Here is a 25971-nt window from a genome sequence, read left to right on the forward strand (position 1 = left end):
GAATACTTAATTTATAAATGACAGCAGAACAACTTAAAGAACTTGAAGATAATTTGTGGAAAGCGGCCGACAAGCTCCGTGCAGACAGCGGACTGAAAGCCAGTGAATATTCAACGCCTATTTTGGGACTGATTTTTCTTCGTTTTGCTTCTATCCGGTACAACAAAGTGAAAGCGGAAATAAAAGCCGAATTAGAAGCACAAAAAGACAGCCGTAATCAAATGCAGGAACAGGAAATTGCCATCCTGAAATGTGGTTTTTATTTGCCCCCCGAAGCAGAGTATGACTATTTGCTGAACCTTCCAGAGAAAGACGACATTGCCAAAGCCATTAAAAAGGCAATGGAACTGATTGAGTATCATAAACCCGAACTGAAAGACAGCCTGCCCAAAGACGAATACTTTAAACTATACACCAAAGACGACCGCAGCCTGCCCAAGAGTTTACTGAAAACATTTAAAGACATTCCCGAAGATGCCACAGGCGATGTGTTCGGCAAAGTGTATGAATACTTTTTGGGTGAGTTTGCCCTTGCCGAAGGACAAGGCGGTGGGGCTTTCTACACGCCTACCAGTGTGGTGAAGCTGATGGTAGAAGTGATTGAACCTTACAAGGGAACCATATACGACCCTGCCTGCGGCAGTGGCGGTATGTTTGTGCAGAGCAGCGAATTTGTGGACAAACGCAGAGCCGAACTGCACGATGACGATACCAAAGACCTGATGGTGTATGGCAGCGAGAAAGACAGTGAAACTGTAAAACTGGCACGAATGAACTTAGCCGTAAACGGACTGCGCGGGCAGGTGGTGCAAGCCAATGCCTATTACGAAAATCCGTTTGACAGCTACGGCAAGTTTGACTACGTGATGGCTAATCCGCCCTTTAACGTGGACGATGTGAACTATGACCGTGTGAAAGACGACCAACGTTTTAACGAATACGGCATACCGAAAAACAAAACAAAACCCAACGCCAAAAAACAAGCAGCCGTAAACAGCGTGCCCAATGCCAACTACCTTTGGATAAACCTGTTTGCTACTTCGCTGAAAGACACCGGCAGAGCCGCTTTGGTAATGGCAAACAGTGCCAGCGATGCCCGCAACAGTGAAGCCGAAATACGCCAAACTTTGATTAAAAGCGGTGTGATTGACTGTATGCTTACTTTGCCCAAGAATATGTTTTACACCGTTACGCTGCCTGCTACTTTGTGGTTTTTTGACAAAAATAAGACCTCACCCCCTGCCCCCTCTCCTTCAGGAGAGGGGAAGGCAGGTAAAATATTATTTATTGATGCCCGTAACATATTTAAGCAGGTAACACGTTCGCTACGGGAGTTTACCGATGAACACATACAAAACATTGCCACCATTGTGCGGCTTTACCGTGGCGAAACCAAACGCCTGAAACAGCTATTGGCAAAATACCAACAGCAAGCCAATGATTTTGAGAAACAAGCCAAAGCACAACAGCAGGAAGTTGATAAAATACAAACGGCAAAGCCCACCGAAGAAAAAGAATTGAAGCGTTGGGAAAAACAATTAGAAGAAGCCGAAAAACAATACAAAGCACTACACGACAAACAGCAATATTACTTAGCACAAATAAACTGGCTGAACGAACGCTTCCCCAATGGGGTGTATGAAGATGTAACGGGATTATGCAAAGCCGCTACCCTTAAAGAAATTGAAGAGCAGGACTACAGCCTAAACCCGGGCAGATATGTGGGTGTAGTGATTGAAGAAGACGGGCTAACCGAAGAAGAGTTTTTAGCCGAAATGAAAGAAAGGCACGTTGTCTTGAATGGATTAAACAGCAAGGCAAAGGAGTTGGAAGATTTGATTAACCAAAATTTAAAGTCACTATAAGGGAATGGCTAATACCTACACACAAATCCATATTCAATCTGTTTTTGCAGTACAAAACAGAAATTGTATAATAGGTAAAGAATGGAAAGATGAATTATACAGTTACATTACTGGTATCATTCAAAACCACAATCACAAACTCTTAGCTATTAATGGCATGCCCGATCACGTTCATATACTTTTTGGTTTCAGACCAACACAATCATTATCTGATTTGATGCAGGATATAAAAGGCGATTCCTCACGATGGATAAATACCAAAGGGTTTGTAAAAGGTAAATTTTTATGGCAGTAAGGTTATGGCGCATTTTCTTATAGCAAATCGCAAGTTGATCGGGTAAAGGAATATATACATAACCAAGAGGAACATCATAAGAAAAAATCGTTTACAGATGAATATTTGGATATGCTGCGAAAATTTGAAGTTGATTTTAACGAGGCGTATATTTTTAAACCTGTTGATTATGATATAAAATAGTTATGCCGTTAGGCATAAAATATCGGTAGAAAAAAAGCAACGTTTTATGTTGTCCCGTCCGGGACAAAATATGGAATATGTTTTCGGTTCTACCAATATTGAAACCCTAACGGGTTAAACAGCGAATAAAAAATCAATATGTTGTAAAAATGAAAATACGTTATAGTGCCGTTAGGCACAACATATCGGTAGAAAAAAAGCAACGTTTTATGTTGTCCCGTCCGGGACAAAATATGGAACACGTTTTCGGTTCTACCAATATTGAAACCCTGACGGGTTAAACAGCGAATAAAAAATCAATATGTTGTAAAAATGAAAATACGTTATAGTGCCGTTAGGCACAACATATCGGTAGATAATGTTGTTTGCGTTTCGGTTTGGTCCCATACGGGACAAAATATGGAACACGTTTTCAGTTCTACCAATATTGAAACCCTGACGGGTTAAACAGCGAATAAAAAATCAATATGTTGTAAAAATGAAAATACGTTATAGTGCCGTTAGGCACAACATATCGGTAGATAATGTTGTTTGTGTTTCGGTTTTGTCCCATACGGGACAAAATTATTCATCGCCTATTTTTTCAACCCATATTCAAGCCCTAACGGGCTGGAATGGCAACATGGTAAACCATGCCGTTAGGCACAACATATCGGTAGAAAAAAAGCAACGTTTTATGTTGTCCCGTCCGGGACAAAATATGGAATATGTTTTCGGTTCTACCAATATTGAAACCCTAACGGGTTAAACAGCGATTAAAAAAGCAATATGTTGTAAAAATGAAAATACGTTATAGTGCCGTTAGGCACAACATATCGGTAGGAAATGATGGTTGTGTTTCGGTTTTGTTCCATACGGAACAAAATTATTCATCGCCTATTTTTTCTACCCATATTCTAGCCCTAACTTGCTGGATTAGCAACAAGGTAAACCGGATTGGCAACATCGTAAATCGTGCCGTTAGGCACAACATATCGGTAGAAAAAAAGGCAACGTTTTGTGTTGTCCTGGACGGGACAAAATATGGAATATGTTTTCAGTTCTACCAATATTGAAACCCTAACGGGTTAAACAGCGAATAAAAAAGCAATATGTTGTAAAAATGAAAATACGTTATAGTGCCGTTAGGCATAAAATATCGGTAGATAATGTTGTTTGTGTTTCGGTTTTGTTCCATACGGAACAAAATTATTCATCGCCTATTTTTTCTACCCATATTAAAGCCCTAACGGGCTGGATTAGCAACAAGGTAAACCGGATTGGCAACATCGTAAATCGTGCCGTTAGGCACAACATATCGGTAGAAAAAAAGCAACGTTTTATGTTGTCCCGTCCGGGACAAAATATGGAATATGTTTTCGGTTCTACCAATATTGAAACCCTAACGGGTTAAACAGCGATTAAAAAAGCAATATGTTGTAAAAATGAAAATACGTTATAGTGCCGTTAGGCACAACATATCGGTAGGAAATGATGGTTGTGTTTCGGTTTTGTTCCATACGGGACAAAATATTTCATCCCTCATTATTTCTACCCATATTCAAGCTCTAACGGGCTGGAATGGCAACATCGTAAATCGTGCCGTTAGGCACAACATATCGGTAGAAAAAAAGGCAACGTTTTGTGTTGTCCCGTCCGGGACAAAATATGGAACACGTTTTCGGTTCTACCAATATTGAAACCCTAACGGGTTAAACTGCGATTAAAAAAGCAATGGGTTATAAAAATGAAAATGCGTAATAGTGCCGTTAGGCACAACATATCGGTAGAAAAAAAGCAACGTTTTATGTTGTCCCGTCCGGGACAAAATATGGAACACGTTTTCGGTTCTACCAATATTGAAACCCTAACGGGTTAAACTGCGATTAAAAAAGCAATGGGTTATAAAAATGAAAATGCGTAATCGTGCCGTTAGGCACAACATATCGGTAGAAAAAAAGCAACGTTTTATGTTGTCCCGTCCGGGACAAAATATGGAACACGTTTTCGGTTCTACCAATATTGAAACCCTAACGGGTTAAACAGCGATTAAAAAATCAATATGTTGTAAAAAATGAAAATACGTTATAGTACCGTTAGGCACAACATATCGGTAGGAAATGATGGTTGCGTTTCGGTTTTGTCCCATACGGGACAAAATTATTCATCGCCTATTTTTTCTACCCATATTCAAGCTCTAACGGGCTGGAATAGCAAGGCAAAGGAGTTGGAAGTATTGATTAACCAAAACTTATTGGCGATAGAATAATGAACAAACTATTCAATTTTTCAAGTTTAGAGGGAAAGATTAAAATTAAGCACGGGTTTGCTTTTAAAGGAGAATATTTTGCGTCAAGTGGTGATTACATACTTCTAACACCTGGTAATATTTATCCAGATGGAGGTTTTAAACTTGATGAGCCAAAAGAAAAATATTATAACGGTGAGTTCCCGAAATCATTTCTTTTTGAAAAAGGAGATTTAGTTACTGTAATGACTGACTTAACACAAGAGGCAATAATTCTTGGTGGTGCATTTATCGTTCCTTTATCAAATAAATTTCTTCATAATCAGCGTTTGGGGAAAATCGAGATAATAGACATTGATGAACTGGATAAAAAGTTTCTTTACTACTGTTTCAATTTTGAGTTTTTTAGAGGACAAGTAAGAGGCTCTGCATCAGGCACCACAGTAAAACATACAGCACCTGAACGAATTTATAAATGCAAAATCCCACTCCCCCCACTCCCCACCCAACAACGCATAGCGTCCATCCTTTCGGCTTATGATGATTTGATAGAAGTAAACAACCAACGCATCAAACTATTGGAGCAAACCGCCCGTGAACTTTACAAAGAATGGTTTGTAAGAATGCGTTTCCCGGGGTATAAGCAGGCGAAGTTTAAGAAGGGAGTGCCGGAGAATTGGAAGACAATTGCAATATCAGATATGGTGGATTTTAAAATGGGGCAATCTCCAAAATCTGAATTTTATAATGAAGATGGTAATGGATTGCCGTTTCATCAAGGTGTAGGAAATTACGGATTGCGTTTTCCTGAGCACAAAATCTTTTGTTCAGTAAATGGAAGAATTGCTAATGAAGGTGATGTTTTGTTTAGTGTTAGAGCACCAGTAGGAAGATTGAACATTGCAGACAGAAAATTAATCATCGGTCGTGGTTTAGCAGCATTAAGACATAAAAAGGGCTTGAACAGTTATTTATTCTATCTTTTGCAAAATGAATTTTCAAAAGAAGATTTAATCGGAAACGGTTCAATCTTCAATTCAGTTGGCAAGGATGAATTGAAAAAGTTCAAAATTTTTGATGTTGGAGATTTGGCTAAAAAATTCAATGATATTGTTGAGCCGATTGACAAACAATTATTAGTTCTCATTCAACAAAACACCCAACTCCGCCAAATCAGAGATAGGTTGTTGCCGAGGTTGATAAGTGGGAAGTTGGAGGTGTCTGAACTATGATTTTTGTGATTAAATGATTAACCGGATTAGAAATGAACGAAATCATCATATACCAAACCCCAGATAATCAAACACAGGTAGAAGTGCAGTTTGAAGGGGAAACTTTTTGGCTGAATCAATACCAACTGGCAGAATTGTTTCAAACAGACCGATCTTCCATTTTGAAGCATCTGCAAAATATTTATTCAACGGGTGAGTTGTCGGAAACTTCAACTTGTGCAAAATTTGCACAAGTTCGGCAAGAAGGAAAAAGAAAGGTAACCCGTGAGGTGCTGCATTATAATTTAGATGCCCTATTGTCTGTTGGCTATCGGGTGAACTCCAAACGTGGCACTCAATTCCGCCAGTGGGCTAATGGCAGGTTTTGTAATTATTCGCTAACTTATTCAAAATCAGCATTATGGAAAATCAAATAGCAATATACACCTCTGCTGAAGGAATAGAAGTTAGCATACTGCTGGATAGTGAAACTGTTTGGGCAACGCAAAGGCAAATGGCAGAACTGTTTCAAACTACTCCGCAGAACATTACCCTTCACTTAAAAAAAATATTTTCAGAAGGTGAGATTAGCGAAGAGGCAACTTGTAAGGAATATTTACAAGTTCAAAAAGAAGGGAAACGGCTCATAAAGCGTAAGCAAATGGTTTACAACCTCGATGCCATTCTGTCCGTAGGGTATAGGGTGAACTCCAAGCGAGGCACCCAATTCCGCCAATGGGCTACCCAACGGTTGAAAGATTATTTGGTGCAGGGCTATGCCCTCAACCAAAAGCGGTTGGAAGAGTTGGGTAAGATGGTGGAGTTAATTGAGCAATCGGGCAAAGCCGAAAACCTGCAATTGCAGGAAGCTAAAGGGCTGCTGGAAATTCTGAGCCATTACACCAAAAGTTTTGTCTTGCTTAACCAATACGACAGCCACAACCTGCAAACCGGCAAACTCAATGAAAACATCACTTACGAACTACAGTATGACGAAGCCAAGGCAGCCATTGCCGAACTGAAAAAGCAACTGATCGCCAAAAATGAAGCCTCCGAACTGTTTGGCAATGAAAAAGACGATGGTTTTAAAAGCTCGCTGCAAAGTATTGTGCAAACCTTTGGTGGGCAATACCTGTATGCCAGTATTGAAGAACAGGCAGCACACTTGCTGTATTTTGTCATCAAAAACCACTCTTTCAGTGATGGTAATAAACGCATCGGAGCATTTTTGTTTGTCTGGTTTTTAGAGAAAAACAAGCACCGTTTCAAAAAAACGGGCGAGCTGAAAATCAATGACAACGGGCTTACGGCAATCGCCCTGTTGGTAGCTCAAAGCAAACCGGAAGAGAAAGAACTGATGGTAAAGCTGATTATAAACCTCATCAATTAAGTATGGCCATTATCACCGAAGACCAAATAGAAAAAGCAATTATCAGTGTGTTTGTAAACAACTTGGGGTACAGACATCTGAACTGCTTTGATATGGACACAACCGGGCGTGAAAGCGAAACCGATGTGGTAATAAAACCTTTGCTCAAACGCAAACTGAAAGAACTGAACCCGCACCTGAGTGAAGAAATTATTGAAGAAGCTTTTAAAGACCTTTGCAATACCCGTTTTGATAAAAGCGACACCCATGCCAACCGGGAGATTTACGCCTTACTGAAAGAGGGTGTGGAAGTAAACATCACCACTGCCACAGGTAGAACAGAACCCGAACGAGTTAAGGTGATTGACTTTAAAGACGAAAGCAAAAACGATTATCTGGTTACTTCACAGCTTTGGATAAAAGGCGATTTGCGTCTTCGCCCCGATTTGATTGTGTTCATCAACGGCTTGCCATTGTTATTCATAGAACTGAAAAACAGCAATGTGCCCGTTCGCAATGCGTATGACGACAACCTGACCCGATACAAAAAGCAAATTCCGTTGCTGTTTCGCTACAATGCCCTGTGTATGCTTAGCAACGGCATTGAAACCAAAATAGGAGCATTTAATTCGGGCTATGAGTTTTTCTTTAATTGGTTGAGATACGAAAGCGAAAAACAAGTTCCCGACAAACAACGGATAAGGCAATACGGGGTGAGTTTGGATTATGCTGTGTTGGGCTTGTGCGAAAAGAAACGCCTGCTGGATTACATGGAGAATTTCATTTTCTACTATAACGATACCGTAAAAATTGCCGCCAAGAACCACCAGTTTCTGGGAGTAAACAACGCTATTGAAAATTTCGGTTTGCGTTTACAACACGATGCAGCAGGAACGGATAAAGAGAATAAAGGCAAACTGGGTGTTTTCTGGCACACACAAGGCAGCGGTAAGAGTTTTAGTATGATTTTCTTTACCCGTAAAATCTTCCGCCAGTTTACAGGCAATTACACTTTCTTAATCGTAACCGACCGGGAAGATTTAGACGGACAGATTTATCGCAACTTTTTAGGTGCAGGTGCTTTCAGCAAAGACACCAAGTGCCGGCCAAGCAACAGCGAAGATTTGCGGAATATGCTGCAAACCAACACCCGATACATTTTTACCCTCATTCAAAAATTCCGTTACGACAAAGGCAAACAATATCCTTTGCTATCCGACCGCAACGACATTATCGTGATTGTGGACGAAGCACACCGCACCCAATACAAAGATTTAGCGGAGAATATGCGGACTGGTTTGCCAAATGCCCAATACATCGCATTTACAGGAACACCACTTTTGGGCAGCCGAGAACTCACCAAAAACTGGTTTGGCGATACCGTTTCGGAATACAACTTCAAACAAAGTATTGAAGACGAAGCCACTGTTCCGCTTTTCTATCACAAGCGTGTGCCGCAGGTGCTTTTGCAAAATGATGATATAGACGATGACTTGGCTGAAATCGTTTCAGACGAAAATCTGTCGGCAGAAAATCAGGTCAAATTAGAAAGAGAGTTTGCACAGGAAATGAGTGTGCTGAAGCGGGACAGCCGTTTGGAAATCATCGCCAAAGACATTGTGTATCATTTTCCACGCAGGGGTTATTTGGGCAAAGGAATGGTCATCACCATTGACAAATTCACAGCCGTGAAAATGTATAACAAGGTGAAACACCTGTGGGAAGAAGAAAAAAGGGAACTGCAAAAGCAAATCAACGAAGCCAAAGACCAGGAAGAAAAAGCCGAACTGAAACGCATTTTAGACTGGATGCGGAAAACAGATATGGGGGTGATAGTAAGTGAAGAAGCAGGCGAAGAAGAAAAGTTTGAAAAAGAAGAGTTAGACATACGACCGCACCGCAAGCGAATGAAGCAAGTGGACGAGAACGGTCAGGAAATGGAAGACAAATTCAAAAATCCGAAAGACCCTTTGCAGTTGGTTTTTGTGTGCAGTATGTGGCTAACGGGTTTTGATGCTCCAACGGTTTCCACCTTGTATTTAGACAAACCAATGAAAGACCACACCCTGATGCAAACCATAGCCAGGGCAAACCGTGTAACTGATTTTACCATTAACGATAAGTCAAAGAAAAACGGGTTGGTGGTGGATTACTACAATGTGTTCCGCAATCTGAAAAAAGCATTTGCTTCGTATGGTGGCGGTAGCATAGGTACAGGCAAAGACCAAGACGAAATCTCACCGGCAAGAGATATTGAACAACTTTTTGTATTGCTAAAAGATGCCATTGCAGAATGTGAAGAATATTGTAAAACCATCAACGTTGATTTGCATAAAATCACCCGGTCGAAAGAGACATTCAGCAAACTGAGTTTGTTTGAAGAATATGCCGACCGCATTCTTGCAACCGATGAACAAAAAAAGCAATTTATCGTTTACGACAACACCATTGATGCTCTATACGAAGCCTGCAAACCTGAGATTGTAGGACGAAGAAGCGAGTTTCCGTTGGCAGCAATTGTTCACTACTTACGACAGGTCATTGACGGCAAAGCCGACCGTGGTAACTTAGACAGTGCCAAACGAAGAATAAGTCAACTACTTGATGAAAGTATCATTGCACAGGAAGAAGAAATCAATAAAGAAGTTAGTGAACTTAATACAGCAGCTGAGAAAAAGGAATTCTTTATCAAAGCGTGGAAGCAAATTGACCTGAGCAAATTAGATGTTGACAAACTGAAAGAAGAATACAAACAAGCTCCTTACAAAAACATTGAAATTGCCGACTTGCGGGCTTTCATTCAGGACAAATTGCAAATGATGATGGACAGAAACGTAACCCGCAGAAGCTTTGCAGAGAAATTGCAAGAAATCATTGACCGCTACAATTCGGGTAACTCCACCAACGAAAACTACTTTGACGACTTGATGGCTTTTGTGGAGAAGATGAAAGAAGAAGAATTACGAGCCACCCGAGAAGGACTGACTGAAGAAGAACTGGAACTGTTTGACTTGCTGAAAAAAGAAAAACTCACCAAAGACGAAGAACAGAAAGTAAAATTGGCTGCCAAAAACCTCTTGCACCGTTTAAAAGAAGAAAGACCAAAAGTATTAATCAACGACTGGCATAAAGACACACAGACGAAATTGCAAGTGCAGGTAGCTATTAAGAATATATTAGACATTCATCTACCCGAAACCTACGATCGTGCTATTTACGCCACCAAATGCGATGCAGTATTTGAGCATTTTTACATTCTGGCAGCGAGTGGGGATCAAAGAGCATTTGTAGCATAAATCATGCGAAACAAGATTTGAATTTCCATCATTTTGATCTTCCTTTTGAATGTTTGCAAGAATTCAAGAGGGGAGTTTATATTTCTAAAGAAATACGGAGTGGTTTCCACCGAAAAGAATTATTCTCATTGGATTAGTAGGAGTTTTACGGATTGCAAATTCAAATTAATGCAATCAAATTGTGCTGTAGAACCCTAATATCAGGCGTTTTATGATTAGCGCAACACCGTAGGTATGAAATATAGGCAGAGCTAATTCCTTTACAGCTCTAAGTTACATTTCTACAGAATGATGGCAGCGAGTTGCGTTTTGTACCTACTACTGCCTATATATAGTCCTTACAGGATAAGGATAACAAGGCTGTTTCAGTTCTAAAAACATTAACAACCTTTTCTTGAATAGACTATTTTTATATTACAATCCGTATTGGCTTCATCATAAGAATTTCCACATACAGAAGAACTGACTGAGAAATGCATACCCACTACCTGACCAACATCAAGGTTCCCTTTCGTTCCAGAGTGAGGCCAATCGGGGTTTTCATCCGGATATAATAGGTGTAAATGCCTTGAGGGGCTAACTGCCCTTTGAAATAACCGTCCCAGCCCTCTTCGGTGTTGGTGGTGGTAAACATAATTTCACCCCAGCGGTTCATAATCTGCATCAGATAATCGTCTTCGTTGGGGTAAAGAATAACAGGCTTAAAGATATTGTTGATGCCATTGGGCGCAAAGGCATTGGGCACAAAAATACGGGGAGTTTGGTTGATACAGATAACATTTGACAAACTGCTCAACACATCGGCAAATCCGTCAGGACAAGCAATTTGGTAAACCGCTTCTATATAATAACAAAATCCCGGAATGTCTTCGGCGTTGGTCAATGGGTCTTCGTGTTCCAGCACATCGGGATTAACGGTTGCCAGCAGCGAGAAGTCGTTTTGACCGATGATGCTGCGATAAATATTGTAATTGAGCAAGGTGGCATTGGTGAGGTAAAAAGGGGTCCAGTCTAACCCGTTGCTCAGGTTAAACTGATCGCGTCCGCGCAACCGGATGGTTTTAACGATACCCGAATAAACGCTTTGGTTGCAATTATTGACCTGCTCAATCTGATAGGTATAGGAAAACCGGTGGGGTTCTGTATTTGCATCGGCATAAGTCATAACGCTTGTTACCGGATCCGGCAAAGGGTAGTCGTTATAGAAACTTAAGGCCGTACTGTCACCAAGTGTGCGTCTGATTTTGATTTGGTTTAGGGGTATTGATGTATCAATGTTCCAGGTCATCAAAATTGAGTCATTAGGTCCAACCGTTGCATTGACCAAACAAATAAAATCGGCTGATTGGGGAATCTCAATATTGGTACAGATAAAGTTTGAATTAGAAATGTCAATATTGTTGCTGTGATGTGCGACTATTCTAAAACAAGCATCGGTTTCGTTGTTGGGAAATACATAGTCAAACGAGGTAGTTACCGTATCAACTTCGGCAATAGTTGAAATAGCGACATTGTTTTCATCTACCAGAATAATGGAATAACCGGTCAACTCATTGCCCCATCCTTCGTATTTGGTCCAGTTAATGGTTACTTCATTGGTGCATGGAGTTCCGGATGCAGTCAGGTGAACAGTTGTGTGAGGGATGCCGTTATCTGCACCTGGGGTAACGTTAGAACAGGCATCGAATGCTGCAATCTTATACGATTCGGGTTGGCTGTCGGTTTGGGCGATCACATCCTGATAAAAAGAGGCAGCCGGGTTAAAAATAGTGTCAATCGGAATAAAGTTGCCATTGACATCGGCACGGTAAATTATATAGCCAACCGTTTCGGGCGAAACGCTTGGAAGCCAGTTCAGTTGAGCAGTATTGCCGTCCAATACACTGACAACCGTGATGAAAGGAGCAATCGGGGGTTGAGTGTCCACAATTTGTGAAGGAGAAGATACCGCAACCCCGCATTGGGTTTCTATATAGTAAAACAGAGTCGTAACCGGATTGGATGCCACATCGGTATAAGTAGTTTGAAGTGGGTCGTTTACTGAATCGAGCAAAGTAAAAGGTCCCGAAGCCGAATTAGATACATAGATATTGTACGAACTAAACGTAGCTCCACAGTTAACTCCGACTGTTCCGGGTGTCCAGGTCAACAATATATTACCGCTCAATTGAACATTGACACAATTCAGCGTTGGGGTGGGTTGTGCTTGTAAGTAAGCAGGGATTGACAGATACATTGCCAATATACACCAAAATAGAATAGAGGCGGCTTTAATTTGATTCATCGGTTTGGGGGGTTATCTGCTGAAAGTTATATCTGAAATGGCGTAAAATCATTTCGTATGGTATGAAATGTAGGATAAAAGACATCTTATTTTTTAATCGCCAACCACAACCTGCGAAAAATCACCGGTCTGATAATATTTTCCGGCAATCTGCATAATGTCTGATGGGGTCATGGATTGTATGGTCTGTACCAATTGTTTGTAATAGTCAGTGCCGAGTCCATACATAAAAAGTCCCTGAATAGTAGATAGCTGGCTATAAGTGCCGCTGATTTGCGACAATAGTTGTCCTAACATGTAGTTTTTTACGGTAAAAAGTTCCTGTTCTGAAACGGGTTCGTTTTTTAAACGGTCAATTTCGTAAAATATTTCCTGTACAGCTTGTTCCCAAACGTTTTGGTTCACCTCAGTTCCAATAGTCAGAACACCGGCATTGGGCATTGAAATCAAGGCCGAGTAAATTCCATAGGTATATCCTTTGTCTTCCCGGATATTGCTCATCAGTCTTGATCCGAAATAGCCGCCAAACAGGGTGTTGACCAACAGCAGTTGCTGATAATCGGGATGGTTTTTATTGACTAAGTGTTTGCCGATCCGAATGGCTGCCTGCATGGAATTAGGCTTGCTGATATATTGAACAACCGGTTGATACTCAGGCAACGAAACAACTTTGGCAGTTTGAGCGGCTTCGTTTTTCCAATGCCGGCTTCCAATATACTGGTTGATGAGATGAAGATGCTCTTCTGAAAATTTACCTCCGATATATGCTTTACAGTTTTCAGGCGTGTAGTGAGTTCGGTAAAAGCGGCTTAGAATTTCCGGATGTATGGCATCTATGGCTGCTTCGGAAGAAGGATAGCCGTAAGGATGCTCCGGCCCGAACAGGACGGTCTTTAAGCGTTCATCGGCCAGATATTCGTTTTTTTGGCGGTTAATTTCCAGGCGTTGTTTGGCTTTTCGGATTTCTGTATCTAATTCTTCCTGTGGAAAATTGGCTACGGTTAGAATTTCCTGCAACAAAGGCAATAATCCGGGCAGGTGTTTGGTAAGACAGGAGAGGTTGACTTCGGCATGATTATAGCCGGTTTGAAAAGAAAGGTTCGCCCCGTAAAACTCTATTTTTTCAGCCAACTGTCTGGAGGTATGGTTTTCCGTCCCTTCTTCGAGCATGTCGTTGGTAAACTTGGCAACCAATTGTTGGGGTTCCTGCCATTTACCGGCTTCAAATACTAATTTGATGTAGGCAACATCCTGTATTTCGGTGTTAAACAAAAAAGCCGGTATTTGATTGTCTAAATGTAGGGGTTCGGGCTGATGCAGGTATAATTCTGTAATTGGCTGCAGGGCAGGGGGAATGCTTCGGTTAACGGAATACATGTATCGTGTTGTGTAATTATAAATTTTAGAAAATCCACAGGCAAACAGGTTATCTTCTGGTTTTAATACCTAAAACTCCGAGCAAACCACGGGTAATTTCGCGTACCAATGTGTTTGAAACTTGCTTGGCCATTGGATTAGAAGTAATGGTTTCAAGTAACCCTTTTTCGCGGTTCCGGGTGGTCGTTGTGGTTTTCGTGGTTTGTGTTTTAGCGGCCGCCTGAAGTTTTTCCGTTAGAATTTCATACGCACTTTCGCGATCAACGGTCTGGTTGTATTTCTTAATCAGGTAAGACCGGGCGATCAGTTGATCTATTTCCTGCGGCGAAAGAATGTCCATTCGAGATCGTGGCGCAAGCAAAAGGGTGGCCGACAAAGGAGTGGGGCGGCCCTTTTCGTCCAAAACCGTGATAGCAGCTTCTCCAATCCCAAGCGAAGTGAGCAGTTCATCTGTTTTATAAAAGTCGGAAAGGGGATAGTTTTCGGCAGTTAGCTTAATCATTTTCCGGTCTTTTGCGGTAAAAGCACGCAAGGCATGTTGCACTTTCATCCCCAATTGGCTGAGTACCACATCGGGAATATCGGTCGGATTTTGAGTACAAAAAAATACACCTATTCCCTTTGAACGGATGAGCTTGATGATGGTTTCAATCTGATTGAGCAGGGCTTTTGATGCCTCGTTAAAAATCAGGTGTGCCTCGTCTATAAACAACACTAACTTAGGTTGTTCCGGATCGCCTTCTTCGGGAAACACTGCATAAATTTCTGCCAACAAGCAAAGCATAAAAGTAGAAAACAACTTGGGTTTGCTTTGAAGGTCAACTACCCGCAATACAGAGATTACACCGCGTCCGTTTTGATCTACCCTCACCAAATCTTCCACATCAAATGACGGCTCACCAAAAAACAGATCTGCCCCTTGCTCTTCCAACTCAACCACCTTTCGCAATATTGCCCCGGCAGAGGTAATGCTCATCAGCCCATAATGTTCTTCAATGATAGATTTGCCTTCGTTGAGTGCATAATTTAGTGCTTTTTTAAAATCTTTCAGGTCAAGCAACGGCAGTTGGTTATCATCACAAAACTTAAACAACACCGCAACAATCCCTTGTTGAGTGTCATTCAATTCCAGAATTTTAGAAAATAAAACCGGGCCAAATTCTGAAACAGTAGCCCGCAAACGAACCCCTTTTTCACCGGAAATACTGAGCAACTCGACCGGAAACGCTTTTGGTTGAAACGGAATGCCTATCTTTTGGTGCCGGTCTTCGACTTTGGCATTTGAAACGCCCGGAGCAGCCAATCCGCTCAGGTCGCCTTTTACGTCCATCACCAAAACAGAAACACCTTTATCCGAAAGACTTTCGGTAAGTCCTTGAATAGTCTTGGTTTTTCCTGTTCCGGTAGCACCGGCAATCAACCCATGACGGTTGAGTGAACGGAGGGGTACTTTAATATGCGTTTGCTCTAACGGGATTTCGTCCAAAATTGCAGTTCCGAGTATAATGGAATCGGACTTAAAGCTATAGCCCGTTTCTATTTGTTGTTTAAATGATGTTCTGTCGTTTGTCATGTCGTTACAGGAAAAGAGGGTGAGCAATTGATAAACAGGCACAAAAATAACATAAAAATCATGAAGTTGAACGAATCAAATAGATAGTATAGCAGTTTCAAGAGTTATAGAAACTCATTGGTGGTTCAAACTTCGGTCGTAATTGACATATTCTATCCGGAATCCATCGGGAATGGGAGCGTTCCGGTATTGGTTAATAAATCCGGTTATAGTTTTGCTATTGGTAGTAAAGGAATCTTGAAACTCCCTAAAAATTTCCGACAATGTTGCTGTTTTGGACGTTGTATTTACTTTTACAAACCGATAATCGTTCACCATATCGCGGGTTTGTTGAGTCAGTTGTGCATTTAACTGCTGAGGGGTAAATGCAAACCCGGGCAAAAGCGGACCGCCTCTGTCTCCTCTGACCAAAGCAAAATGAATTCGTGGATCCTTTTTCAGACCAAACAATTCCTTTTTTTCCAATTGATTTAAGGTCAGACTTTTATGTGCCACCTGATGTCTGAATTCATCAAAAAAACCGGATACTTCATGTGCAGAAGATGGAATATTATGGTCCACAACCGATTTAATAACCAGAATATTATACGCATTGATGTAAAAAGCTTGTTGCTCTGTATCGGTTTTATCGCTCAAATCAGTGAATGAAATTTTTCTGACCAGGGCATTTAGTTCTGTTTTGTCGTTTTTAATTTTCCGGTAGTTCACCAACCCATTGTTGACATACCGTTGCAGAAAATTAGAAGCAGAAATGAAAAAAAGATTAAACTGCTCAGAGTTGGTCGGAGGTTTGGGCGTATGCGGGTACATGGGTCTGTCCGGTGCAGATGTTTTTTCTGCAGTTGGCAAAGTGGTTTCTGTTGAGCCTTTTCCATGTTGATTGCCGGAATCAGTGGCATTATTTTTGAGTTTATCTTGTGGACTATCGGAAACGGGCATACCCTTTTTGTTTTGAGCTTGATGTGTTTGTGGTATTCCCGAACCGGAAGATTCTTTTTTTGAGTGTTTTGACAAAGGATTAAATTCTTTTTTTTCACCCCCGTTAGTATCAGAATTTCTTTGGCTGTCTGGCTGTGGAATTGCAATGTCTAAGGTATCAATGCTTAACAGAGAATCTATAAAATCGTTTGATTTTTTTCCGCTACTATTTTCATTATTGGTTTGAAAAATGGAATTAACATCGCTGCTACGCGGGCTATTGGGTTTGCACGAATGAAAAACAGTTAGTGAAACAGTATAGTATATGAGAAAAAGCATTACTTTTGTATTCATGTATTGTATTGAAGGCTAAAAATCCATATAATCAAGGCAAGGGGATCTCAAAAGTAACACAAAAAAGCGCTGACTGAATTAAAAGGCGCAATTAAGTCAAAAACGATAAAATGTTTTACTTCGCATTTTACCGTTTTTTGGTTTTTAAAAAAGAATTATGGTGAAGAAATTGGCGCATTTTCCCAAATCCTTGCTAATCATGGCATTTCAGCTGATTATTGCAATTGTGGCAATTCTGGCATCAATTATCGGTGCAATTTTAGTTGGTGCCGCCTTGTCCGATTATCGTCCTGCCGGAATAGAGCCGGTCAATCCACAGGGAGTTAGCGGTTCGCCGACAAACAACAACGGGCAAATTTTTTCTTTTCTTATCTGGAATATCGGGTATGCAGGTTTGGGGAAAGAATCCGACTTGTTTCACGATGGCGGAAAAACGGTAGTTGCTCCAAAAACATCGGTCGAAAAAAATCTGGAAGGAATAAAAAACCTGTTGATAAAAATGCAACATGTAGATTTCTTTTTGCTTCAGGAAGTTGATCAGAAATCGAGACGAAGTTATTACAAAAATCAGGTGGAATATTTTGCAGAAGGCCTCAAAGATTATAATTACACTTTTGCAACCAATTACAATGCAGCCTATATTCCTTATCCATTTACCAAACATTATGGTAAAGTTTTGAGCGGATTGACCACTTTCAGCCGCTATATGCCAAAGGAAAGCAGCCGGTTTGCACTGCCTTCAGAATATCCATGGCCGGTTTCCATGTTTTTTGTGAAGCGTTGCTTTTTAATTCAACGTTTCGGGGTAAACGAAAACAAAGAGCTGGTGGTTATCAATACCCATAAATCGGCCTATGATACGGATGGAAAGGTAAAGAAACATCAAATGCAGGAATTGAAAAAAATCATTCTTAAAGAATACGAAAAAGGAAATTACGTAGTAGTAGGAGGAGATTGGAATCAAGGCCCACCGGGCTATTCCAATCAGGATACTTTGTTGAAAGATCCGGCAATCAATGTGCCCGATGATTTTTTACCCTCCGGATGGCAATGGATATTTGACGATTCCAATCCAACCAACAGGAAAATGAATATGCCTTACAAAGAAGGTCAAACTGCTACCCAACTCCTGGATTTCTTTTTGATTTCACCCAATATCGAACTGATTGCTGCAAGCACTATCGGCCAAAAATTTGAATTTTCAGATCATCATCCGGTTTATATGCGGGTACAGTTAAAGTAATTTGAATTTTTTGCTGCTTAAAAAAGAGATAAATTTCCAATAAGCTTTCTACATCCTAACGGAATTTACTTTCTACTGTTTACCTGAAGGCAAAGTAAGAAATACCCTCATCAATTCCGGTTCAAGACGATTGATAGTCGAAAAGTCTGTTGAGCTGATGACGCTGTTGTTAGAATCCAAAATATTTATCTTATAAACCCTGTCCGGATGCAAATAGAAATGAAACTGCCCGTTCAGCTTACTTGTGCAGGTTTCTGACCGTTCTTCAAAAACATCCACCAATTGAATCGTTAAATTGGAAACAGGCCACCTATAAGTTTCGTCAAAAACAACCCCAATCAAAATCAGGCTGAAGTCTTCATTGCATAAAGATTTTGTTGATTCGGGTTTAACTTCGTAGTTCATATTGCCATGACTATTTGCAGGCAATAAGAATACCATAAAAGCAGTCAGCAACAAAATCATGCATAATGGCTTGAAGTGGAACATATTTATTTGTTTAAAGATTTTCAACAAATTTGGTGCTCGGTGAACTTTGAATTTCTTGCACAAGGATATGTTAAGAATACGAAATGCGCACAAAAAGGAAATTAACTTGACGAAGGCATTTTACATAGTCTTGAATAGATAAAAATGTTTGAAACCCTTGCACATTAAGCCTTGTAGATAATCTTGACAAATGAAAAACAGGTACAAATATTTTAAAACCTATTTGATTGGGTTCATTTTGTCAGTTTTGTTTGCTTTTACCGCTTATGTTGTATCTTGCGCAGTTGATTAAGCAGACCATTCGGGCAAATTTTTCAGTAAAATCAATTTAAGCATTACGGATTACCATTTATGTTACAAGATTACCTTAGTCCGGTTAAGGGATATGAAACAATTGTTCAATCGCACCTCACTGCCAACCAATGGGGTAAAAAACTTCAGATTTATACAAAAAACAACGGATTTCCCGACCTTAGTGAGGTCAAAATCGCCATCTTCGGGGTTGAAGAAGACCGAAGCAACGGGCTGAATCATTGCAATTTAGCCCCCAACGTCATCCGGCAGGAACTATATCAACTTTATAATTGGGAGCCTTCTTTTGCCGTTGCTGATTTGGGCAATATCGCTGCCGGTTATACCCTTTCTGACACCTATTTTGCAGTTCGCAAAGTTGTCGCTCAGTTGTTGCAGGAAGGAATTATTCCGGTGTTGATTGGAGGAACTCACGATATTAGCCTTGCTCAGTTTTGGGGACATACCGAAGCCGAAACAGAATCTGAAACTTCAGTCGTAATATTTGACGAGAAAATTGATCTCTTTTCCCCCCTCGAAAGCATAGAGGAACTTCCGGCTCCCCATAACTTTCTATATCCACTACTGACACAGAAACTCAATTTATCCGATTTTATCCTCGTAGGGTACCAACGCTATCTGACTGACCCGGAAATGGTCAACACACTTGAAAAGCTGCATTTTGAATGTTACAGCCTTGGTGAAATCAGAGAAAATATTGAAGAAGTAGAGCCTTTGGTCCGACATGCCCAAATGATTTCTTTAGACCTTTCTGCCATCAGACAATCAGATGCTCCGGGGGCTGTTGCCCTTTCTTCCAACGGTTTGTTTGGCGAAGAGGCCTGCCGGATTGCCAGATATGCCGGATTGAGCGATCATGTTACTTCTTTCGGAATTTACCAGTATGACCCCACTTATGACTCTAACAAACAAACGGCTCAACTGATAGCTCATTTAATCTGGTATTTTACCGAAGGGGTAATGAACCGCAAATTTGAACAGCCGCTTTCCGACAAAAAAGGGTATCTGAAATACATTGTCAACTTTAGGGACAGCGACCATGAAATCACTTTTTACAAAAGTAAAAAAAGCGGACGGTGGTGGATGAAAGTGCCTGCCCCATCATTTGAAGACGGCCGACCTCGTTATCATTTAACGCCTTGCTCTTATACAGACTATGAAACCGCTTGTAATGACCAGATCCCCGACCGATGGATGAGGGCGTTTTTGCGGTTAAATGAATAAGAAAGTTACAAAACCTTTTTGAACTAATTGTACTATGTATATCATTCAAACCAACCTATCATGGCAGATAGTAAATACATCCTCGCATTAGACCAAGGCACAACCAGTTCAAGAGCCATACTTTTTAACGATCAGGGGCAAGTTGTGGCAGTATCTCAAAAAGAACTCACCCAAATCTATCCCCGTGCAGGTTGGGTCGAACATCATCCACTCGAAATTTGGAACGACCAACTTTCCGTAGCACAGCAAGTGCTGAACAAAAGCAGTATTCACCCGCGTCAGGTTGCCGCAATAGGCATCACCAATCAACGGGAAACTACGATAGTTTGGGATCGCCGGAATGGGCAGCCCTTATATCATGCAATAGTTTGGCAGGACAGACGGACAGCCGGTATCTGCGACGAACTTAAACAAAAAGGGCTTTCCGGTTATGTTGAACAAAGCACAGGACTGGTGATTGATGCCTATTTTTCCGGCACTAAAATCAAGTGGATTTTGGACAATGTTCCCAACGCCCGCGAGCTGGCCGAAGAAGGGCATCTGCTTTTCGGAACCATTGATACCTGGCTGATTTACAAACTCACCGGAGGAACGGTTCACGCCACCGATTTTAGCAATGCTTCCAGAACAATGCTGTTTAACATTAATACATTAAAATGGGATCAGCAACTTTGTTCTGAACTCAATATCCCTGCCGGAATGTTGCCGGAAGTTAGAAATTCAAGTGGAAGTTTCGGTTCAACCCTTCCCGAATTCTTTAACGGAGTATCTATCCCGGTTTGCGGTGTTGCCGGCGACCAGCAAGCTGCCTTATTTGGACAAGCTTGTTTTCAGACCGGTATGGCCAAAAACACTTACGGAACCGGGTGCTTTATGCTGATGAATACCGGAACCCAACGAATAAAATCAAAATCCGGTTTGCTGACCACCATTGCCTGGGGATTGAACGATGAAGTTACCTATGCCTTGGAAGGGAGTGTATTTATTGCCGGTGCAGCTATTCAATGGTTGCGGGACGGGCTAAAACTGATAGAGGATGCCGCTGACTCAGAATATTTTGCCCGCAAAGTAAATGATAATGGTGGTGTTTACGTAGTTCCGGCATTTGCCGGATTAGGTGCTCCGTATTGGGATATGTATGCCCGCGGTGCAATTTTCGGATTAACCAGAGGTGTTAAAAAGGCACACCTTATCAGGGCAACCTTGGAATCGATGGCCTATCAGACCGCCGATGTCTTACAAGCTATGGAAGCAGATTCCGGATTGCTTTTGAAAACGCTCAGAGTGGACGGCGGCGCTTCGGCCAATCAACTGCTCATGCAGTTTCAGTCCGATATACTCAATGTCCCCGTTGAACGCCCCGCAATCATCGAAACCACAGCTCTGGGAGTTGCCTATCTTGCAGGGCTTAGTATCGGTTTATTCACCATCCCTCAAATCTCACTTCAATGGCAAAGCAATGCGCGTTTTCATCCAAATATGGCTCCGGAAACGCGGCAAAAACTCTATAAAGGCTGGCAAAAAGCCGTTTCACGTTGCAAAAACTGGGAAAATGAGGAATAAAGGACGCGGTTACTTTTTGTAATTCTGAAGAATATTCAACCCCTTTTTTTAGTGTTCTTTTCAAAAAAACCTTACCTGTGACAGAATTTTCAGACAACCTTATCTATAGCCACCAATCCATTAAACAGGCACTCGAACAATTGAACCGACTGCCCGACTGTCTGACTCTGTTTGTTGTCAATGAACATCAGCAAATGGTTGGCACTTTGACAGATGGAGATATCCGGCGGGGGTTGTTGAAGGATATGTCTATCAGCAACCCTGTTTCCGATTTTATGTTCAGGCAATTCCGGTTTTTGCGCCAAAACAGTTTTACTCTGCAAACCATCCGCGAGTTCAAAGAAAAACGAATCCAACTCGTTCCGATGTTAGACGATCAAGACCATATCGTCCGGGTATATGACCTGAACAGGAAACGCTCGGTTTTGCCAATTGATGCCGTCATCATGGCAGGAGGACGGGGGCAGCGTTTAAGCCCTTTGACCGATTTAATTCCCAAACCAATGCTCCCGGTCAATGGCAAACCAATTCTGGAATACAATATTAAACGGCTCAGTTTGTACGGTATTCATAACGTTCATCTCACCCTCAATTATCTTGGAGAACAAATCAGCAGCTATTTTGGAAACGGCATCAGCTTCGGTATGAATATCCGGTATGTAGAGGAAATGAAACCACTCGGCACTTTAGGAGCAGCCGGTTTAGTCAACCGGTTTGAAAATCCTTATCTTTTAATTATGAATTCCGACCTGCTGACCAATATTGATCTGGAAGATTTTTTCGCCGAATTTGTCCGCTTAGATGCCGATATGCTGGTTGCTTCTATTCCGTATGAAGTGAGTATCCCTTATGCCGTTTTAGAAACAGACCCAACCCAAAACAGAATCCTTTCTTTTAAAGAAAAACCTGTTTACACCTACCAATCCAACGCAGGAATTTACCTCCTTAAACAAAGTATGTTGGCTTATATTCCTCATAACCAATATTACAACGCCACCGACCTGATCGAAACTTTAATTCTGGAAGGAAAACAAGTGGGGTATTATCCGATTTTGGGATATTGGTTAGATATTGGAAATCCCGCCGATTACAAAAAAGCTCAGGAGGATATAAAACATATCCGGTTTTAGCTTAAATTCTTTTCTTATATTCCAACAGCCTCTGATTGTTTTTCGGGGGCTGTTTTGCTTTTTGGAAAGGGGTATTTCCCGGCAAAATCACAGGGGTTTTAAAAAAAAGTTGAAAAAAACCTCCAAACCACGGTTACGAAATTCCGCCCCAATGTACCAACCTACGAAAACCGAAAGCAAACAAAAACCAAAAACAATATCAACTCTTTAAATTTAACAAAACCAAAAAACAAAACAATCACCATGAGAAAGTTAATGAATTTCGCAGCAGTCGCTATCGCTCTTTTGAGCAGTTTCTTTGCAACGTCTAACGCTCAGGCACAAACTATCCTTGCCACTCCGAGCCTTACTCCCGAACAAGTGGTGAACTATGTGGTTCAAAACTACAACAACGTGTCGTTTTCAATCGCCACCAACGAAACCGCCGATGCCAAAATTATCCCCGTCAGCACTTGGGCAACCGGAAGCATGACCAAAACCAACGCCGCTTGTAAATCATTGAAAAGCGCACCCACCAACCGCTACCACACGCAAGCCGACTACACCGATGATTTGTTCGACCAACAAGATCAGGTAGAACTGACCCTTAAAGGAACAGGCTGTGCCGGCGAGGCTACGTTGAAAAGAGGAGCCACTGTGTTCAACATCACCATAATGGGCGTAATTAAAGGCACTCCCGGAGCAAACGGAAAAGACACTTACCTGCTCTATGGTACTTACGGAAACGGCAGAAGCTTCATCACCATCAGTTTGTGGAACTATGTTCCGGTAGGATAATCTCCCCCCGCTAACCAAAATACCAACAGCCCCCGACAGTTTTTGTCGGGGGCTGTTTTTGATTTGGGGTGAGGTGTTGATGGTAACAATAAGCATTTCTCTCTACCGCACCACCGCCACCTTCCCCCGCGCCAAAACTGCACCGCCGCCATATCCGCCCTTGTCAGTGCCCCCGTTATTGCCATTGCCGCCGTTATTGCCGTTGTCGCCGTTGTCAGTGTCCCCACTGACGACACCATCCGCACCACTCACAACATAAAAATACACCCCCACCGGCAAATGAGCAACCGAAAGGCTATGACTTGTCTGTCCTGCCGGAATGGTTGTGTGTAAAACTTGTTGACCGGTTGGGGAGAAGAGAGATATCTCTAAGACCCCTAAATCCCCTGAAGGGAACTTTGACCCTTCGGGTAGGGCAAAGGTTATGGTGTTTGTGGCGGGGTTGGGATATACTACCACCCCTTGCCCCTCCGAAGGAGGGGAATTTTCAGGGATGCCCACCGGTTTTGCTATCGCTATTGTTTCGGTATAAACCGAAGTGTCCTGACACACGATAACTGTTAAGGTAACGGTAAAGTTGCCGTTGTCGGGGTAGGTGTGAACTGGGTGTTCTTCGGAAACCGGCGGGCTGCCGTCTCCGAAATCCCAGATGCAGTAGCCTCCTTGGGAGAAGTATGTGTTTTGGCTCAGGTTGGTGAACAACACGGTGTAATTTAATATTTCGTGACCGAAAGCTGCCTGCGGATTTGGCTCGAAATCTATGCACGCGGCACGGGTGAGAGTTGAAGTATCGTTGCAAACTATGGCTTGTAGGGTAACCGGGAATAGCCCGGCGGACTGATAAGTATGAGTGGGCAGGCTGCCGCTGCAAGGTTCGTAGCCCTGACCACAAAGCAAGGGTGGGCTGCCGTCTCCCCAATCTAAAATATAATGCCCCCCGTCTATACTGTCTGGATAAACATATTGACTTTGATTGGCAAAGGCTATGACATGGGGCATAGATAGATAAGGTAACGCTAAAAAATCAGCCTTTGGCTCTGTAAGCAAACCCATGCAGTTTAAGCGCACCAACCAGGCGTCTGCCCCCCCTGAAGGTGCGCTACTTTCTGTTCTTCCACAAAGCACATAACCGCTTTTACCACTTTGGTCGTGGTTTTGGACTATGGCATCATAAACATAATCATCGCCATTTCCGCCAAATTGCCGTCGCCATAGTAAATTGCCCTCTTTATCTAACTTAACTATTTCGGCATCTAAATTGTATAAACCATTGTTCAAATAGAAACCATTAGCCAAAAAAAAGCTGCTGTCAGACAATTGAATTAAGGAAGGACCTATCCCACCTCTAAAGTATTGATCTTTTATCCATTCGGTTTGAAACTGGGCGTTGAGTTTGTGCGTGTAGCTTATGCGCGTGGAAATATCGGGTTTGTCTGCCACATAGCTAAACATGATGCCGCCATCGGAAGTGGAAATGATATTTCCTGCCACATCACGAGACATCCATGAAGAAGTAGTGGGATTATATACCTGATGCCATTGCCAGTTGCCAAGAGAGTCTATTTTGATAAGGGCAATATCGCCAGTGTCACCAGCATAGTTGATAGTGGCAAGAAGATAGGCACATCCGTCGGGTGTGGCGGCTATATCTTGTATCCAGTTAGATTTATTAGTAGTGTTAAAGTAATAGTAAACTGTATCTAACATGACTTCGGCTGTGGTGGGGTATAGTTTAACTAATTGTAATCGCTTTCCTGGTGAGCTAATTTCGTTGTGATATCCCCCAACATATAATATGCCATTCGTACTTAAGGCAGATGTTATACCATTATTGCTACTCCCTCCACCTCCAAACATAATATTTTCAAAATTACTATTGCTCTGAATTATTGATATGTTTAAATGCCAAGGCGTGTATTCATCAACAGCTAAAGAACCAATAGCAATATAACTGCCTTGGAAAATTTCTAAATCTGTAAATTTCCCCTGTAAACTGTCCGGCGCTACACTTAATATAGAAACAAGATTGCCTTCGGAATCTGTTTCTAATAAATATGGTTTCCATTTATTAGTCGTATTATTTCTTACTTCACATGAAAACGCATATCCACCATCTTCTTTTTGTTTAATGCTCCACGCATTATGAATATCCAACCAACTTACGCCTTTGCTAAAATACTTAGCGGGCTGTGCGTAGGAAAATAATGGAAGAACAATTAACCATATTAACAATGACATTCTCATTTTAGTGAAATTAATTTTAAAGCCGGAGCTAAAATAA

Annotated in this window: 20 protein-coding genes and 1 pseudogene; 15 read left to right on the forward strand and 6 right to left on the reverse strand. The window is 41.6% G+C overall.

Translation table 11 applies throughout. The features are described 5' to 3' along the window. Nucleotides 1–17 precede the first annotated feature (17 nt). The 10 genes and pseudogenes from IPM47_04575 (at nucleotide 18) to IPM47_04620 (ending at nucleotide 10446) form a co-directional block, all read left to right on the forward strand. Entirely contained in the window at nucleotides 18–1865 is a 1848-nt protein-coding gene (locus IPM47_04575; GenBank protein QQS30230.1) for an N-6 DNA methylase, read from the forward strand. A gap of 4 nt (nucleotides 1866–1869) precedes the next feature. Then, nucleotides 1870–2343, forward strand: a pseudogene (tnpA, locus tag IPM47_04580) (IS200/IS605 family transposase). A 478-nt stretch (nucleotides 2344–2821) separates the two neighbouring features. Then, nucleotides 2822–3091 carry a hypothetical protein gene (locus IPM47_04585; GenBank protein QQS30231.1) on the forward strand — a complete coding sequence of 90 codons (270 nt, stop codon included), beginning with the start codon at nucleotides 2822–2824 and terminating at the stop codon, nucleotides 3089–3091. A 354-nt stretch (nucleotides 3092–3445) separates the two neighbouring features. Beyond that, nucleotides 3446–3736: a hypothetical protein gene (locus IPM47_04590; protein ID QQS30232.1), complete on the forward strand. Its 291-nt coding sequence runs from the start codon at nucleotides 3446–3448 to the stop codon at nucleotides 3734–3736. 31 nt (nucleotides 3737–3767) lie between these two features. Beyond that, nucleotides 3768–4022 (forward strand): hypothetical protein, encoded by a 255-nt coding sequence (locus IPM47_04595; GenBank protein ID QQS30233.1) that lies wholly within the window; start codon nucleotides 3768–3770, stop codon nucleotides 4020–4022. Between the two features lie 374 nt (nucleotides 4023–4396). Beyond that, entirely contained in the window at nucleotides 4397–4591 is a 195-nt protein-coding gene (locus IPM47_04600) for a hypothetical protein (GenBank protein ID QQS30234.1), read from the forward strand. Then, a complete protein-coding gene (locus IPM47_04605) occupies nucleotides 4591–5802 on the forward strand; it encodes a restriction endonuclease subunit S (GenBank protein ID QQS30235.1) in 1212 nt (403 codons plus the stop codon). The genes IPM47_04600 and IPM47_04605 overlap by 1 nt, the downstream gene beginning before the upstream one ends. A gap of 32 nt (nucleotides 5803–5834) precedes the next feature. Further along, a complete protein-coding gene (locus IPM47_04610; protein ID QQS30236.1) occupies nucleotides 5835–6218 on the forward strand; it encodes a virulence RhuM family protein in 384 nt (127 codons plus the stop codon). Then, nucleotides 6203–7171: a virulence protein RhuM/Fic/DOC family protein gene (locus tag IPM47_04615; protein QQS30237.1), complete on the forward strand. Its 969-nt coding sequence runs from the start codon at nucleotides 6203–6205 to the stop codon at nucleotides 7169–7171. The genes IPM47_04610 and IPM47_04615 overlap by 16 nt, the downstream gene beginning before the upstream one ends. 2 nt (nucleotides 7172–7173) lie before the next feature. Beyond that, nucleotides 7174–10446, forward strand: coding sequence for a type I restriction endonuclease subunit R (locus tag IPM47_04620; protein ID QQS30238.1), 3273 nt, complete (start codon nucleotides 7174–7176; stop codon nucleotides 10444–10446). Nucleotides 10447–10930: 484 nt separating this feature from the next. On the opposite strand, the gene IPM47_04625 is transcribed toward IPM47_04620, so the two are convergent. From IPM47_04625 to IPM47_04640, 4 genes are all read right to left on the reverse strand, one after another. Continuing rightward, a complete protein-coding gene (locus tag IPM47_04625; GenBank protein QQS30239.1) occupies nucleotides 10931–12730 on the reverse strand; it encodes a gliding motility-associated C-terminal domain-containing protein in 1800 nt (599 codons plus the stop codon). A 93-nt stretch (nucleotides 12731–12823) separates the two neighbouring features. Then, entirely contained in the window at nucleotides 12824–14107 is a 1284-nt protein-coding gene (locus tag IPM47_04630; protein QQS30240.1) for an insulinase family protein, read from the reverse strand. Nucleotides 14108–14156: 49 nt separating this feature from the next. Next, nucleotides 14157–15680, reverse strand: a complete 1524-nt coding sequence (locus IPM47_04635; protein QQS31383.1) for a DUF853 family protein — start codon at nucleotides 15678–15680, stop codon at nucleotides 14157–14159. Nucleotides 15681–15794: 114 nt separating this feature from the next. Next, nucleotides 15795–16952: a DUF547 domain-containing protein gene (locus tag IPM47_04640; GenBank protein QQS30241.1), complete on the reverse strand. Its 1158-nt coding sequence runs from the start codon at nucleotides 16950–16952 to the stop codon at nucleotides 15795–15797. A 199-nt stretch (nucleotides 16953–17151) separates the two neighbouring features. Between IPM47_04640 and IPM47_04645 the strand changes: the two genes are divergently transcribed. Next, on the forward strand, nucleotides 17152–18195 hold the full coding sequence (locus IPM47_04645) for an endonuclease/exonuclease/phosphatase family protein (GenBank protein QQS30242.1): 1044 nt from the start codon (nucleotides 17152–17154) through the stop codon (nucleotides 18193–18195). Between the two features lie 72 nt (nucleotides 18196–18267). Here IPM47_04645 and IPM47_04650 read toward each other — a convergent pair whose 3' ends face one another. Beyond that, nucleotides 18268–18684 (reverse strand): hypothetical protein, encoded by a 417-nt coding sequence (locus IPM47_04650; GenBank protein ID QQS30243.1) that lies wholly within the window; start codon nucleotides 18682–18684, stop codon nucleotides 18268–18270. 351 nt (nucleotides 18685–19035) lie between these two features. Here IPM47_04650 and IPM47_04655 point away from each other — a divergent pair, with 351 nt between their 5' ends. The 4 genes from IPM47_04655 to IPM47_04670 all read left to right on the forward strand — a co-directional run bounded on the left by IPM47_04655 (nucleotide 19036) and on the right by IPM47_04670 (nucleotide 23690). Then, nucleotides 19036–20220: a formimidoylglutamase gene (locus IPM47_04655; GenBank protein QQS30244.1), complete on the forward strand. Its 1185-nt coding sequence runs from the start codon at nucleotides 19036–19038 to the stop codon at nucleotides 20218–20220. A gap of 60 nt (nucleotides 20221–20280) precedes the next feature. After that, nucleotides 20281–21783 (forward strand): glycerol kinase GlpK, encoded by a 1503-nt coding sequence (gene glpK, locus IPM47_04660; GenBank protein QQS30245.1) that lies wholly within the window; start codon nucleotides 20281–20283, stop codon nucleotides 21781–21783. 77 nt (nucleotides 21784–21860) lie between these two features. Continuing rightward, nucleotides 21861–22913 (forward strand): nucleotidyltransferase family protein, encoded by a 1053-nt coding sequence (locus IPM47_04665; GenBank protein QQS30246.1) that lies wholly within the window; start codon nucleotides 21861–21863, stop codon nucleotides 22911–22913. Nucleotides 22914–23156: 243 nt separating this feature from the next. Then, nucleotides 23157–23690 (forward strand): hypothetical protein, encoded by a 534-nt coding sequence (locus IPM47_04670; GenBank protein QQS30247.1) that lies wholly within the window; start codon nucleotides 23157–23159, stop codon nucleotides 23688–23690. Nucleotides 23691–23792: 102 nt separating this feature from the next. On the opposite strand, the gene IPM47_04675 is transcribed toward IPM47_04670, so the two are convergent. Further along, a complete protein-coding gene (locus IPM47_04675) occupies nucleotides 23793–25928 on the reverse strand; it encodes a PKD domain-containing protein (GenBank protein ID QQS30248.1) in 2136 nt (711 codons plus the stop codon). Nucleotides 25929–25971: the final 43 nt, after the last annotated feature.

The organism is Sphingobacteriales bacterium (assembly GCA_016700115.1).
Taxonomy (GTDB): Bacteria; Bacteroidota; Bacteroidia; order Chitinophagales; family UBA2359; genus UBA2359.